Raw genomic sequence first — 16,351 nt, forward strand, 5'->3', positions numbered from 1 at the left:
GGATCAGAAGATCGGCAGTAGGTTCGCCCTCTGTGGTTTCATTGAGAAGAGTGATATCTGCTCCCATGGCCCTGCATACACGGAGGATGCCGTCACGGGTCGGATTGATCCCCACATTTTTCAGAAGGATCTCACTGTTGGGAACAAGAAGACCTGCTGCAATAAAATAAGCTGCAGAAGAGATATCTCCCGGAACCAGGATCTCACGTCCGTAAAGAGATGGGTCCGGTTTGATGGATGCTGTTGTTCCCTCTGCGGTTACATTGGCGCCAAAGTAACTCAGCATGATCTCCGTGTGATTTCTGGAAAGGACCGGCTCTGTTACACGGGTAATGCCGTCAGAGTACATTCCGGCAAGAAGTACGCAGGATTTTACCTGGGCAGATGCTACCGGAGAATTGTAGTGGATGGCATGGAGCTTTTTTCCGGAGATCTTAAGCGGTGCACATCCGTTTCCGTTGAGACTTACGATATCGGCACCCATTTGGGAAAGCGGAGTCATGATCCGTTTCATAGGGCGTTTCTGGATGGAAGCATCGCCGGTAAGCTCTGATACAAAGTCCTGTCCTGCAAGGATCCCGGAGATGAGGCGGGTGGTGGTGCCACTGTTGCCGACGTTAAGAGTCTCTGACGGAGCACTGAGACCATGGAGACCTTTTCCGTGGACCAGGATCTCTCCTTCTGTATTTTCAATGTTAATGCCCATTTTCCGGAAACAGGAAATAGTGGAGAGACAGTCTGCACCCTCCAGAAAATTTGTAATCCGGGTAGTGCCTTCTGCAAGAGAGCCGAACATGACAGCTCTGTGAGAAATGGATTTATCTCCGGGAATGGCAAGAGAGCCGGATAATTTTTTTGCTTTTTTGATTTCCATATTAGTACCTGCCTGTATTGTTATTTTTAAAATTCATAGCAGCAGATCGGATATCTGCTGCCGTTTATATATCAGCGTTCGCAGATCTTGTAATTACGTTTTGTAAGAAGCACTTTAGCCTGCTCCAGAGCTGCGTCTGTATAAAATTCGATCTTCAGAACGCCATCTTCAAATTCTCGGTTGTGGATAATACCGATATTTTTGATGCTGACCTTTTCTGTTGCAAGGATGGTTGCGATGGTTGCAATGGCACCGGCCTCATCTGCCACATCGATATAAAGGACATAGGAGCGGGGAATCAGGCTGTTGTCTACAATGTCAATGGAGTCACGGTAATCCTTGGAGCTTGCAAACATGTCAAAGATGTTGTCAGCTTCTTTGTTGTCAATGGAACAGCGGATCTGGATCAGCATACGGATAAATTCATCCAGAACCGTGGAAATGTTTTTCTGATTTTCCAGACAGATCTGTTCCCACATAACCGGTGAAGAAGAGGCAATACGTGTGATATCACGGAAACCGCCGGCTGCGATCATTTTCATATACTGGGCGTCGTTATCCAGAAGATTTACAAGATTTACAAGAGCGGAGGCTACGATATGAGGAAGGTGGCTGACTCCTGCCGTGATGAAATCATGTTCTTCTGCAGTGATAACAAGGGGGATCGCACCAAGAGAGGAGATCAGTTCTGTGAAATCAGAAATCTTTTCCAAAGCAACTTCTCCTCCCGGAGTGATGATATAATAAGCATTTTCCAGAAGATGATCACTGGAATTGGAAAAACCGCTGCGTTCGGAGCCTGCCATAGGATGACCGCCGATGAAGCGTCCTTCAAGTCCGAGCTCGGTTACTTTTTCGTGGATAACGCTTTTTACACTGCCTACATCTGTGAGGATACAGTTCTTTCCAAGAGAATCTTTGATCTTTTCCATGTATTCCACATTAAATTCTACAGGTGCACAGAGAAAAAGATAATCACAGTTATATAACTGCTCATCGTCAATATCACAGATCCCGTTGATCACGTTTAAACTGACTGCCTCTGCCAGAGCACTTCTGTCTTTGTCAAAGGCAAGCAGGCGATAATCCGGGTGAAATTTTCGTATGGTTCTGGCAATGGAGCCGCCGATCAGTCCAAGGCCGATAAAACCTATGGTTTTCATAGTACTTCAGAGTCCTTTCAGGTTACTTTTTACTTTTATTCTTTAATAGTGTAAATCACGACTATATTGTAAAAGAAAGTGTGAAAAATGTCAACAAATGTTAGCGGAAACAGGAAGGCCATTTTTGTAGCTGTTTACCGGTAATGTTTTGCGAACAGGGAAGAGTAATAGAAAGTTACTGTTCATTGGTAATATTCCGCGAAGCGTGTTGCTGAGAACGGAGTGAACAGTAACAATAGAAAAAGGCTTGAGAAATCGGAGATTTCGGACGTATAATATAATAAGAAAAAAACAATATAAGATACAGAGGAGAATTTATCATGAAATATCAGTCAGTTATGGATCTTCACACACATACCGTAGCCAGCGGACATGCATACTGCACACTTCGCGAGATGGCCAGGGCTGCTTCCGATAAAGGTCTTGAACTCCTGGGAATCACAGAGCATGCACCGAAAATGCCCGGAACCTGTCATAAGTTTTATTTCCAGAATATAAAGGTAGTACCCCGTGAAATGTACGGGATCCAGCTGCTTCTGGGTTCGGAGGTAAATATCCTGGATGCGGCGGGAACGGTAGATCTTGAGCAGAAAACCCTGGAGAAGCTGGACGTGGTCATTGCAAGTCTTCATGTTCCATGCATCAGACCAGGCAGCAGACAGGAGAATACGGAGGCCTATCTTAATGCTATGAAGAATCCGTGTGTCAATATCATCGGACATCCGGATGACGGAAGATACGAGGTTGACTATGAGGCGCTTGTACAGGGCGCCAGAGAATACGGTAAAGTCCTGGAGCTGAACAATCACTCCATGGACCCTGACTGTAACCGTGAGAATGCAGTAGAGAATGATACCATCATGCTGGAATACTGCAAAAAATATCGGGTACCTGTGGTTATGGACAGTGATGCCCATTTTGATCTTCTGATCGGGGAATTTGATCTTGCCAGAGACCTTCTGACTAAACTGGATTTTCCGGAAGAGCTGGTACTGAACCGTTCTGTGGATGCCGTGAAAAAGTATGTAAACCGGAAATTCTGAAAGATAGACGACTGTTCTGTATTAATTGACGGTAATACGAAAAACTTTCTGAAAAAAAGTTGTCAAAATTGAATAAAATACTTGAAATTTGCATGGAAATTTAGTAAAATGTGAACATATTAAGTAAGACAAACAGGGAGGTATTACATATGGACGTTTTCAGAACAGACCGAATCAGAAATGTAGTCCTATTAGGTCATGGTGGCGCAGGCAAAACAACGCTGGCTGAGGCAATGGCTTATCTGGCAGGTATGACCAGCAGACTCGGACGTGTTGAGGATGGCAATACTGTCAGCGATTATGACAAGGAAGAAATAAAGAGACATTTTTCCATCACAACTTCTCTGATCCCGGTACCATGGGATAAGATGAAGGTAAATGTACTGGATACTCCCGGATACTTCGATTTTGTGGGAGAAGTTGAGGAGGCAGTCAGTGCTGCAGATGCAGCGATCATCGTTGTTTCCGGTAAGGCCGGTGTTCAGGTAGGAACACAGAAAGCATGGAATCTCTGCGAGAAATATAAGCTTCCGCGAATGATCTTTGTTACAGATATGGACGTGGATGATGTCAGCTATCGTGAGGTCGTGGAAGAGCTGACAGAGCTGTACGGTAAGAGGATCGCTCCCCTTCATTTCCCGATCCGTGAGGATGGTAAGTTTGTAGGTTATGTCAATGTTGTGAAGCAGGCAGGAAGAAGATATATTGATAAGGCCGGCAAGGAAGAATGCCCGGTTCCGGATTATCTGACAGAATATCTTGAGAAATATCATGAAACTCTGATGGAGTCTGTTGCAGAGACAAGCGAAGAATTTATGGACCGTTATTTCGAGGGAGATACCTTCTCCGTAGCAGAGGTTTCCGCCGCTATTGCAACCAATGTACAGGATGGAAGTATTGTTCCGGTATGCATGGGATCACCGGTGAACCTTCGCGGTGTATCTAACCTTTTAGATGATATCTGTGGTTATTTCCCAAGCCCAAGCGGACGTTCCTGCAATGGTATCGCACAGAAGACTAACGAGATCTTTGAGGCCAATTATGACTTTGCCAAGGCAAAATCCGCCTATGTATTTAAGACCATCGCGGATCCGTTCCTTGGTAAATATTCTCTGATCAAGGTATGCTCCGGTGTGCTGAAATCCGATGATACACTTCTTAATGTAGAGAAAGGAACAGAGGAGCGTGTAAACAAGCTTTATGTCATGGAAGGTTCCAAACCGATCGAAGTTCCGGAGCTTTTTGCAGGGGATATCGGTGCCATTGCCAAGCTTGGCAGTGTACAGACCGGTGACAGCCTTGCAACCAAGGCGAATCCGATCCTTTATCCAAAGGCTATACTTTCCACACCATATACATATAAGAGATTTAAGGCAGTGAAAAAAGGCGACGAGGATAAGATCGCACAGTCCCTTGCCAAGATGATGACAGAGGACAGAACACTGAAGGTTGTCAATGACAGTGCAAACCGTCAGAGCCTGATCTACGGTATGGGTGATCAGCATCTTGATATCGTTGTCAGCAAGCTGAAGGAGCGCTATAAAGTGGATGTGGAGCTTTCCAAACCGAAGGTTCCGTTCCGTGAAACACTCCGTAAGAATTCAGATGTAGAAGGCAAACATAAGAAACAGTCTGGCGGACACGGACAGTATGGCCACGTTAAGATGCGCTTTGAGCCATCTGGCGATCTGGAGACACCTTATGTATTTGAGCAGGTAGTTGTAGGTGGTGCAGTTCCGAAGAACTACTTCCCGGCTGTTGAGAAGGGACTTCAGGAATGTGTTCTCAAGGGACCTCTGGCTGCATATCCGGTTGTTGGTGTGAAGGCAACCCTTTACGATGGATCTTATCATCCGGTAGATTCTTCTGAGATGGCATTTAAGATGGCAACTATCCTTGCCTTCAAGAAGGGCTTTATGGAAGCGTCTCCTGTACTTCTTGAGCCGATCATCTCCATGAAGGTTACAGTTCCGGATAAATATACCGGTGATATTATGGGAGATCTGAACAAGAGACGTGGTCGTGTTCTCGGAATGAATCCGGACCACGAAGGAAATACCATCATTGAGGCAGATGTTCCGCTTCTTGAAATCTATGGTTATTCCACTGTTCTTCGTTCCATGACCGGTGGAAGCGGAGATTTCTCCTATGAATTTGCACGCTATGAGCAGGCTCCTAATGATATCCAGGAGAAAGAGATCGCGGCACGCGCAAGCAAGGTTGACAGTGCTGACGAATAAACAGAGATATTTTTTGAGGGCAGAATAAAGAGTTGACAGGCTGCAGCATTTGCTGTAGCCTGTTTTTAGATGCATTCGTGAATAAGCAGTCAGAGAAACGAATTGCGCTCATACAGGTTATTGAAGTATGAGCAAAAAAGAAAAGAGAGAGGACAAAAAATGTTAGTATGTGATTATATCGTGGAACAGATTGACGGGGATTATGCACATTTGAAGCGTGTGGATCAGCCGGAGGAGGAACTGAAAGTGGTTGCCAGAGCATTACTTCCGGCAGAAATCTATGAGGGCTGTGAGCTTCATTATGAGCTGATGCAGTATTCAATGAAATGATAAGGCTGCAGGATATCGCGGATATGGCAGGTGTTAGTCGTACAACCGTATCCAATGTGATCAATGGAAATACAAAACGGGTTTCACAGAGCACTATTGACCGGATCACGGCGATCCTGAAGGAGCAGAATTATGTTCCCCACATGGGATCTGTGATGCTATCCGGACACGGCTCAAGGATCATTGGAGTGGTTCTTGGTTTTTCCTTCATTCATGGTATGCAGTCTCTGCAGGATTCTTTTGTGGGAGAGATTACCGGAACGCTGCAGGTCGAAGCAGAAAACAGAGGCTATTATATTATGCTCATTGGCGGTGAACGGATCGATAATGTGGTAGATATGGCATCCCGTTGGAATGTAGAGGGTCTTATCATTATAGGGTATAATGAAGAACAGTATCATCAGCTTTCCAGAAAGCTGAATAAAAAAATGGTATTGATCGATGCCTATCCGAAGGGTGGATATAGCTTTCAGAATGTAGGAGTGGATGATTATTCCGGTGGATATCAGATCGGGGAATATCTGCATTCCTGTGGATACCACCGGGCACTTTTTGTTGCGGAAACGGAGCAGGACAGTGATTATGCCAGATGGCTTGGATTCAAACAGGCTATGGAAAAAAATGGCGGCTTCTGCAGCCGCTCCCGCTATGTGGTGGTTCCCCAGGAACCCCGGCGCAGACTGAAAAAATATGAAGAGCTGCTGCCTCATTTTCTGGAGACAAAGGCTCTGGCATTTTCTTCGGATTACACAGCTGTGGAGGCTATCAATTTTTTTACAGACAGGGGAATCCGGATTCCGGATCAGATTTCCATTACCGGCTTTGATGATAATTTTTATGCGCAGATCGTCAGGCCAAAGCTGACCACCATTCATCAGGATGTTCATCAGAAAGCAGTTCTGGCCTTGCGGAAGCTGCTTCTTATGGCAGAGGGAAAGGAACCTGCCGAAAAAAATGTAAAAAGCCCTGTCTGGCTTGTAAAGAGAGATTCTGTAAAAGAGTAGCAGGATCTCTTTTTTTATGTTGTGATGACTTTTCCTGGCACATCATCGAAATACGGTTGGAAATTATTTTTAGAGGCCAGTAGTGCTTTATTGTTAAAACTGCATAAAAAAAACAGAAAAGTTTGGCAGTAATTTAAGTTTCACGAGAAACCTGTTGATTTTAAATGGTGGATAGGATATGCTGATTTCAGAATCAACAGAAAAAGGAGGCCATTTACCATGAAAAAAAACTGGTGGAAAGAAAGCGTGGTATATCAGATTTACCCGAGAAGTTTTAAGGACAGCAACGGAGACGGAATTGGTGATATTCCCGGGATCATAGAAAAACTGGACTATCTGAAAGAACTGGGAGTAAATGTTCTCTGGATCTCACCCATGCTGGAATCTCCGCAGGATGACAATGGCTATGATATTTCCGATTACCGCAGGATCTATAAAGAATATGGAACCATGGAGGATTATGAAAAGCTTCTTGAAGAAGCGCATAAACGGGGCATTAAGATCCTCATGGATCTGGTCGTAAACCATACTTCCGATGAACATAACTGGTTTATTGAAAGTAGGAAATCCAAAGATAATCCTTACAGGGATTACTATATCTGGAGAGAGCCGGTGAATGGAAAAGAACCGAATAACTGGGGAAGTGCGTTCGGAGGACCTGCATGGGAGTATGATCCTCAGACAGAGATGTATTATCTTCACCTGTTTTCAAGAAAACAGCCGGATCTGAACTGGGAAAATGAAAAGGTTCGTCAGGAAGTTTACGATATGATGAATTTCTGGTGTGAAAAAGGAATCGACGGTTTCCGAATGGACGTGATCAGCATGATCTCCAAGGATCAGTCATATCCGGATGGAGAAATGAATGGAGGATTATACGGTGATTTTGGTCCTTACTGCGTCCATGGCCCGAGGGTCCATGAGTTTCTTCAGGAAATGAACAGAGAGGTTTTATCCCGATACGATGTGATGACAGTTGGAGAAACCTCCGGTGTGACTATCGAAGAGGCACAGAAATATGCAGGTGAGGACAGGAATGAGCTGAACATGGTGTTTCAGTTTGAGCATGTAGAGGATCAGGGATCAGACCATGGTAAATGGACTACCGAGAAATACGATTTCCAGGAATTTAAAAAGGTTATGATCAAATGGCAGGAAGAGCTTGCGGGAAAAGCATGGAACAGTCTGTTTCTTGGAAATCATGACCAGCCAAGAAGTGTTTCCAGATTTGGAAATGATAATCCGGCATACAGGGAAACTTCAGCCAAGATGCTGGCAACCTGTCTTCATATGATGCAGGGAACTCCTTATGTTTATCAGGGAGAAGAGCTTGGAATGACCAATGCTTATTTTACAGAGCTTAAGGATTATCGTGATATCGAGAGTATTCAGTATTTCCATGAATATACAGAAGCAGGTATTTATACACCGGAATATATGATGAAGTGCCTGATGCTGAGAGGACGTGACAATGCCAGAACACCAATGCAGTGGGAGGATTCTCATCAGGCCGGCTTTACGGAGGGAACGCCATGGATCAGGGTAAACTCCAATTATAAGGAGATCAATGCGAAGCAGCAGCTTTCAGATCCTAATTCTATTTTCCATTATTATCAGAAGCTGATCCGTTTAAGAAAAGAAAAACCGGTGATCGTTTACGGCACTTTTGAGGCACTTTACAGAGATCATGATCAGATTTTTGCATATACCAGAACCCTTGAGGGAGAGAAGCTTCTCACAGTCTGCAATTTCAGTGAGCATGTGGCAGAAATGGAAATTCCGGAAGAATTTCAGAAAAATGCAGAATGTCTGATCACAAATCTTGGAAGAAAGGATTTTGGAAAGAAAGTGGTCCTGAAACCTTATGAGGCATTTGTTCTTTACAGAAATCTGTAACAGGAGAGGGAAAAATGATAAAAAAATATGTATATGGAGAGCCCTTTGAGACTGAGGCACTGACAGAAAACATTGAGACAGCAGAAGGAAAGCCAGGATATGGAGAAATCTGTGCAGAAGATGGATTTTCTTTTACTTATATCATGGATGAAGATGATATCGTCTACGGATTGGGAGAATCCAACCGCGGTATCAACAAGAGAGGATTCATTTACACCAGTAACTGTACCGATGATCCGGAGCATACAGAGGATAAACATTCCCTGTACGGTGCACATAATCTTATCATTGTGTCCGGAAAAGAAACCTTTGGAATGTTTTTTGACTATCCGGCAGCGATCACCTTTGACATTGGCTATACCAGAATGGATACCATGAAGGTAACCTGCGAAAATGCAGACCTGAAGCTTTATGTGATCGAAGGGGAGAGTCCCTATGATATTGTAAAGCAGTTCCGTCATGTGATCGGAAGAAGCTATATCCCGCCGAAATTTGCCTTTGGATTTGGCCAGAGCAGATGGGGCTATACTACAAAAGAGGATTTCCGGAAGGTTGCAGCTGGATATCGTGAAAATCATATTCCTATTGATATGATCTATATGGATATTGATTATATGCAGTCTTATAAGGACTTTACATTAAGTGAAGAGAATTTTCAGGATTTTCCGGAATTCGTAAAGGAACTGAAGGATCAGGATATCCGTCTGATTCCGATCATCGATGCCGGCGTCAAGGTAGAGCCGGGATACGATGTTTATGAGGAGGGTGTCAAAAACCGCTACTTCTGCCAGAGAGAGGACGGCAGTGATTTTGTAGCTGCTGTATGGCCGGGGGATACTCATTTTCCGGATGTATTGAACAAAGATGCCAGAAAATGGTTCGGTGACAAATACCGTTTCCTGATCGAGAAGGGAATCGACGGTTTCTGGAACGATATGAATGAGCCGGCGATCTTCTATTCCACAGAGGGAATGAAAGAGGTCAAAGAGCTTGCAGGAGAATTTGCAAAAGATACGGAAGGAAAGATCCATATCTGGAAGATGCAGAGTGCACTTCGCAATGTTGCAAACAATCCGGAAGATTATCGGAGATTTTACCATAATGTGGATGGCAGAAAGATCCGCCATGACAAAGTCCATAACCTGTTTGGCTACAATATGACCCGAGCAGCAGGGGAGGCTTTTGAGCGGATCGATCCGGAAAAACGTTTTCTGATGTTCTCCAGATCATCCTATATTGGTATGCATCGTTATGGTGGGATCTGGACCGGCGATAATAAATCCTGGTGGGCTCATATCCTTTTGAACCTGAAGATGATGCCCTCTCTGAATATGTGTGGTTTCCTGTATGCAGGAGCAGATCTGGGTGGATTTGGCGCTGATACAACAAGAGAACTGCTGCTTCGTTTCCTGGCACTTGGAGTATTCACACCGCTGATGCGTGATCATACAGCGATCGGTACCAGAGAGCAGGAATGCTACCAGTTTGAAAATGTGGAAGATTTCCGTCATGTGATCGGTGTAAGATATCGTCTTATTCCATATCTTTACAGTGAATATATGAAGGCGGCTCTGAACGATGATATGTATTTCCGGCCGTTGGGCTTTGTTTATCCGGAGGATAAGATTGCTGTACATGTGGAAGACCAGCTGCTCCTTGGAAATGAGATCATGATCGCTCCGGTTTATGAACAGAACGCAAGAGGCCGTTATGTATATCTTCCGGAGGAGATGAAGTTTGTGAAATTCCTTCCGGATGGAACCATTGCAGAGGAGATCCTTGAAAAGGGTGTTCATTATGTAGAGGTGGCACTGAATGAGATTCCGTTGTTTATCCGGAAGGGAAAATGTATTCCGGTTGCAGAAGCAGCGGAATGTGTGGCAGCTCTGGATACAAAAAATATGCAGCTTCTCGGATATGAAGGTGCGGAGTATACCTTATATGAGGACGATGGGGTCCATAAGGATTACGACAGAGAAGAAAATTACCGTGTTCTGAAAAAATAAAGTCAGCAAAATGAAATATAAATTTCTGTGTTACATCATTTACGTTAAACAGTATAAAGAATGCAGGATGTGAACAGTTGATAAACAGAAAAGCCGTAAGTATATGTGAAAGTTTCTTAAACATATATCTTACGGCTTTTGCTACTGCTGCTTTACATAAAATATTTTATGTAAAGTAATTCGCATTCTGTTTAAATAACACTTCAAAAAGATTTGTTTATGCTTCTTCCTCAATCTGGATAACATTTTTCAGTACAGAGCAGCATGCCATGTCACCGATAACATTGACACAGGTGGCGCCCATATCACAGAGGGTATTGATGCTGATATAAACACCAAGAACTCCGGCAGGAAGTCCGGCCATAGTTGCCAGTGCTGCGAAAGATGCGATAGCACCACCGGGAACACCTGGAGTACCAACGGAAAGCAGTACGTTTGCAAGAAGGATAATGATCATAAGAGGAATACTTACATGGATCCCGCAGGCGTTTGCAAAGAACATGATCATAAAGGACATCAGGATAGATACAGCATCCATATTAACGGTAGCACCAAGAGGAATGGCGATGCTGGTGATCTGGTTGGATACGCCCATTTCTTCTTCCATACACTGCTTGCTTAATGGAATGGTTGCGGAGCTTGAGCAGGTTCCGAAGGCGTTCAGTGCTGCTGGCAGGATCGCTTTCAGGAATTTCAGCGGACTCTGTTTGCCGATCAGCTTTACAGAGAGACCGTACACTACAATAGCGAAGCCAAAGAATGCCACATACAGAATGACAAGCTGTGTTGCAAGGGAAATGATCGTTTCAGTTCCGTTGGCTTCCACAACCGGTACGATGGTACAGAAAACACCGATGGGTGTAAAGTACATGATGGTTGTGATGATCTTCAGGCATACTTCATTGATGGAATCAATCAGATTCAGGAATGGAGTTCCTTTTTCACCGACTGCGATCAGTGTGAAACCGATGATCAGGGCAAACACCAGAACCTGGAGCATGTTTCCGTCAGCAAATGCGGCGATTGGGTTGGAAGGGATCAGGTTTTTCAGGGTGTCAAGGATACTGCTCATTTCTGTAGCCTGGATATCGGCTGTTGCCATCTCAAATTTGACTCCCTTTCCGAGATGGATCAGTCTCGGGATGATCAGTCCGCACAGGCTGGCAAGTGCCGTTGTGCAGAGAAAATAGATCATGGATGCTGCAGTGATCTTGCCGGTAGTACGTGCGTTTCCGATGGAACAGATTCCAATGACAATGGAACAGAAGACCATGGGAAAGATCATCATGTTCAGGGCGTTCATGTAGATACTTCCGATCAGACTGGTCACAGTGAGGACAGGTTCAAACCGTCCGGCCAGGAAAAGTCCTGTGAGGATACCCAGGATCAGTCCTGTAAAGATCGCACCGGTAATATGCTTCCGGTACCAGGAATAAAAAGATTTCATTTATGTGTTCCCTCCTAAGATAAATATGTATGGTATGTATAATATAGGAAAATACATGCAGGAAATTATATCATGTGAAAAAAGAAGCGTCAACTAAACCAGGCCAGGATTGCAGGTTCATGTATATTTTGATGGAAAAGGGCTGTTTTTGGATTTTTGTTTGACAAATACATCATAAGTAGTTAAAATTAATAGCAGTGTGTGAAAGCATTAAAGTATTAATACTGAGTAATTTGTCAGGAGGAATAAAAAAATGGCTGCACCTTATAACCATAGAGCCATCGAAGCGAAATGGCGCACAAACTGGGAGAAAAAGCCGGTAAATGTCAATGATGGCAAGAAACCGAAATACTACTGTCTGGATATGTTCCCGTATCCGTCCGGAAACGGTCTTCATGTAGGACACTGGAGAGGCTATGTGATCTCTGATGTATGGAGCCGCTATAAAATGCTCCAGGGTTATTACCTGATCCATCCGATGGGATGGGACGCTTTTGGTCTCCCGGCTGAGAACTATGCCATCAAGATGGGTGTTCATCCGGCAGTATCTACAGCAGCAAACATTAAAAATATCAAACGTCAGATCAACGATATCGCAGCGATCTATGACTGGGATATGGAGGTTAACACAACAGATCCGGAATTCTATAAATGGACACAGTGGATCTTTGTAAAAATGTTCAAAGAGGGGCTTGCATATGAGAAGGAGTTCCCGATCAACTGGTGCCCTTCCTGTAAGACAGGTCTTGCAAATGAAGAGGTTGTAAACGGATGCTGCGAGCGTTGTGGCACTCCGGTTACCAAAAAGAACCTCCGTCAGTGGATGCTCCGCATCACAAAATATGCAGACAGACTTTTAAGTGATCTGGATAAACTGGACTGGCCGGAGAAGGTTAAAAAGATGCAGACAGACTGGATCGGCAAATCCTACGGCGCAGAGGTCGATTTCCCGGTTGAGGGAAGAGAAGAGAAGATCACGGTCTATACAACAAGACCGGATACTCTTCATGGAGCAACATTCATGGTACTTGCACCGGAGCATGCTCTTGCAAAATCTCTTGCAACAGACGAGACAAGAGAGGCTGTAGAGAAATATATCTTTGATGCTTCCATGAAATCCAATGTAGACCGTCTTCAGGATAAAGAGAAGACCGGTGTGTTCACAGGTACTTATGCGATCAATCCGCTGAACGGCGAGAAGCTTCCAATCTGGCTTTCTGACTATGTACTTGCTGATTATGGTACAGGTGCTATCATGTGTGTACCTGCTCATGATGACCGTGACTTTGAGTTCGCAAAGAAATTCGATATTCCGATTATCCAGGTTATCGCAAAAGATGGTAAAGAAATTCAGAATATGACAGAAGCTTACACAGAGGCTTCCGGAACCATGATCAACTCCGGTGAGTGGAACGGAATGGAATCTTCCGTACTGAAGAAGGAAGCACCGCATATCATCGAGAAGCTGGGTATCGGACGTAAGACTGTCAACTACAAACTGAGAGACTGGGTATTTTCCCGTCAGCGTTACTGGGGTGAGCCGATCCCGATCGTACACTGCCCGAAATGCGGTGCGGTACCGGTACCGGAGGATCAGCTTCCGTTAAGACTTCCGGAGGTAGAAAGCTACCAGCCGACAGGAACCGGAGAGTCACCGCTTGCAGCTATTGACGAGTGGGTAAATACCACATGCCCATGCTGTGGTGCTCCTGCAAAACGTGAGACAAACACCATGCCTCAGTGGGCAGGATCTTCCTGGTATTTCCTCCGTTATGTAGATAATAAGAATAATAAAGAACTGGTTTCCAAAGAGAAAGCTGATAAATATCTGCCGGTAGATATGTATATCGGTGGTGTAGAGCATGCTGTTCTTCATCTTCTGTACTCCAGATTCTACACCAAGTTCCTGTATGATATCGGAGCTATTGATTTCGATGAGCCGTTTGTCAAGCTGTTCAACCAGGGTATGATCACAGGTAAAAACGGAATCAAGATGAGTAAATCCAAAGGAAATGTTATTTCACCGGATGATCTTGTAAATGATTACGGATGTGATTCCTTACGTATGTATGAGCTGTTCGTAGGACCGCCGGAACTGGATGCAGAATGGGATGACAGAGGAATCGATGGTGTATCCAGATTCCTGAAACGTTTCTGGAATCTGGCTCTTGACAGCATTGAGAAAGATATCCCGGCGACCAAAGAGATGGAGAAGACCCGTCATAAGATGGTATACGATATCACCAGCAGACTTGAGGCCTTCAGCTTGAATACGGTAGTATCCGGATTTATGGAATACACAAACAAGCTGATCGCTATCGCAAAGCAGAACGACGGCGCTGTTGACAAAGAAACCATCGAGACAGTTACCATTCTTCTTGCGCCATTTGTTCCTCATATTGCAGAGGAGATCTGGGAGAAGCTTGGTCATGAGGATTCCGTTTTCCATGCACAGTGGCCGGCTCACGATGAGGAGCTTATGAAGGATGATGAGATCGAGGTTCCGGTTCAGATCAACGGCAAGACCAAGGCTGTTATCAGTATTCCGGCAGAAATCTCCAAAGAAGATGCGATTGCCGAAGGAAAGAAGGCAGTTGCAGATAAGATTTCCGGAAATATCATCAAAGAGATTTACGTACCGAAGAAGATCATCAATATCGTAGTAAAGTAATAAGATAAATCAAAAACACCCGAAGCAGGGCGGAAGATATTTCTGCCTTTGCCAGGGTGTTTTTTATATGGATAAACATCGTGAAGTAAGTATGCACAAAAATAACTAATGTTATTTAGAATAAATGCCAATAATATTTAGGCATTTTAACAGATTTGCCTAGTTTTTGGTCATGCCAATTATATTGTCTATTGTTATTCAAATGGAAAAAACGTACAGTAACACCATGAGTCAGGCAAAGATAGTAAGAAAGCTTTGGTACTCGAAATGCAGTGTGACGGAATGAAGATGTCCGTTTAGCTAGATTGCATATTTACATTGAGAGAAATAAGGAGAGATAGTATGAGCGCAATGAACACACTTAAGAAATTCGGACTTGAACAGGCATTCAATTATGTTTATAAAGATCCGGATAAGAATTTTATCAAGATCATGGACTGGGCAGATAAATTTTCCGGTGGTGGATTTCCTACACAGAGAGCAATGATCCGCGCAGCCATTTCTAATCCGGAACATCCGTATTATCCGTTTATTCATAGATTGGTAACTGATATTGATCCGCATGTTATGAAAACTCTGGTTGCAAACTTCTTTATCAATGCAAATCTTGCAGGCTGGAAGAAACAGGATGAATGCCGTGAGAAATATGGCTGTAATATCCCGTGGGCAATCCTTCTTGACCCAACAAGTGCATGTAACCTGCACTGTACAGGATGCTGGGCAGCAGAGTATGGAAACAAGCTGAACCTCACCTACGATGAGATCGATGACATCATCCGCCAGGGTAAGGAGCTTGGCGTTTATATGTATATTTACACAGGCGGAGAGCCACTTGTAAGAAAAAAGGATCTGATCCGTCTTTGCGAGAAACATAATGACTGTATCTTCCTTTCCTTCACAAATGCAACACTGATCGATGAGGATTTTGCAAATGATATGCTTCGGGTAGGAAACTTTGTTCCTGCAATTTCACTGGAAGGATTTGAGACTGCAACAGATGGCAGAAGAGGAAATGGTGTATACCAGAAGGTTATCAAGGCCATCAATCTTCTCAGAGAGAAGAAGCTTGTATTTGGTATCTCTGCATGTTATACGAGTGCAAATTTCGAGTCTATCACATCAGAGGCATTTTACGACAGCCTGATCGATCTTGGAGCGTACTTTATCTGGTATTTCCATTATATGCCGGTTGGAAATGATGCAGCACCGGAGCTGCTTCCTACTCCTGCACAGAGAAGAGAAACCTATGAGCGTATCCGTAAATACCGTGCAACAAAGCCGTTGTTTGCCATGGATTTCCAGAATGATGCAGAGTTTGTGGGAGGATGTATTGCAGGCGGCCGTCGCTATCTGCATATCAATGCAAACGGCGATATCGATCCATGTGTGTTTATCCATTATTCTGATTCCAATATCCGCGAGAAAACACTTCTGGAAGCACTGCAGTCTCCGATGATGATGGCATATCATGACGGACAGCCGTTTAATGACAATATGTACCGTCCATGCCCGATGCTTGAAAATCCGCAGAAGCTGAGAGAAATGGTAGAAAAATCCGGAGCACATTCCACAGATCTTCAGTCACCGGAGAGTGCAGAGCATCTCTGTGCGAAATGTGACCGGTATGCTGAAAACTGGAAGCCGGTAGCAGAGGAAATGTGGAAGGAAGACCAGGAG

11 protein-coding genes are annotated in these 16,351 nt (G+C 44.2%); 8 read left to right on the forward strand and 3 right to left on the reverse strand.

The window, feature by feature from the left end; all coding sequences use genetic code 11:
- Nucleotides 1-874 (reverse strand): 3-phosphoshikimate 1-carboxyvinyltransferase (locus AB5026_RS17120; protein ID WP_368213986.1); only part of this gene is annotated, 874 nt, incomplete at its 3' end.
- A 71-nt stretch (nt 875-945) separates the two neighbouring features.
- Nucleotides 946-2,037: a prephenate dehydrogenase gene (locus AB5026_RS17125; RefSeq protein WP_015525209.1), complete on the reverse strand. Its 1,092-nt coding sequence runs from the start codon at nt 2,035-2,037 to the stop codon at nt 946-948.
- A gap of 320 nt (nt 2,038-2,357) precedes the next feature.
- Here AB5026_RS17125 and AB5026_RS17130 point away from each other — a divergent pair, with 320 nt between their 5' ends.
- The 6 genes from AB5026_RS17130 (at nt 2,358) to AB5026_RS17155 (ending at nt 10,556) form a co-directional block, all read left to right on the forward strand.
- On the forward strand, nt 2,358-3,080 hold the full coding sequence (locus AB5026_RS17130) for a phosphatase (protein ID WP_015525208.1): 723 nt from the start codon (nt 2,358-2,360) through the stop codon (nt 3,078-3,080).
- A 149-nt stretch (nt 3,081-3,229) separates the two neighbouring features.
- Complete coding sequence (locus tag AB5026_RS17135) at nt 3,230-5,320, forward strand: elongation factor G (protein ID WP_173732714.1); 2,091 nt, start codon at nt 3,230-3,232, stop codon at nt 5,318-5,320.
- 159 nt (nt 5,321-5,479) lie between these two features.
- Entirely contained in the window at nt 5,480-5,650 is a 171-nt protein-coding gene (locus AB5026_RS17140; RefSeq protein WP_015525206.1) for a hypothetical protein, read from the forward strand.
- Entirely contained in the window at nt 5,647-6,654 is a 1,008-nt protein-coding gene (locus AB5026_RS17145; RefSeq protein WP_021652638.1) for a LacI family DNA-binding transcriptional regulator, read from the forward strand. Before AB5026_RS17140 ends, AB5026_RS17145 begins: the two co-directional genes overlap by 4 nt.
- 219 nt (nt 6,655-6,873) lie before the next feature.
- Nucleotides 6,874-8,550 (forward strand): alpha-glucosidase, encoded by a 1,677-nt coding sequence (locus AB5026_RS17150; protein WP_173732715.1) that lies wholly within the window; start codon nt 6,874-6,876, stop codon nt 8,548-8,550.
- Between the two features lie 14 nt (nt 8,551-8,564).
- A complete protein-coding gene (locus AB5026_RS17155; protein WP_173732716.1) occupies nt 8,565-10,556 on the forward strand; it encodes a TIM-barrel domain-containing protein in 1,992 nt (663 codons plus the stop codon).
- A 217-nt stretch (nt 10,557-10,773) separates the two neighbouring features.
- On the opposite strand, the gene AB5026_RS17160 is transcribed toward AB5026_RS17155, so the two are convergent.
- Nucleotides 10,774-12,003, reverse strand: coding sequence for a dicarboxylate/amino acid:cation symporter (locus AB5026_RS17160; protein WP_021652635.1), 1,230 nt, complete (start codon nt 12,001-12,003; stop codon nt 10,774-10,776).
- A 253-nt stretch (nt 12,004-12,256) separates the two neighbouring features.
- On the opposite strand from AB5026_RS17160, the gene leuS reads away from it, so the two are divergent.
- Together leuS and AB5026_RS17170 are read left to right on the forward strand one after the other, a co-directional pair.
- Entirely contained in the window at nt 12,257-14,674 is a 2,418-nt protein-coding gene (gene leuS, locus AB5026_RS17165; protein WP_022426495.1) for a leucine--tRNA ligase, read from the forward strand.
- 342 nt (nt 14,675-15,016) lie between these two features.
- A partial coding sequence (locus tag AB5026_RS17170; protein ID WP_368213990.1) for a radical SAM protein occupies nt 15,017-16,351 on the forward strand: 1,335 nt, incomplete at its 3' end.

Source organism: Blautia sp. RTP21359st1_E11_RTP21359_211015 (assembly GCF_040910705.1).
GTDB lineage: Bacteria > Bacillota > Clostridia > Lachnospirales > Lachnospiraceae > Blautia_A > Blautia_A fusiformis.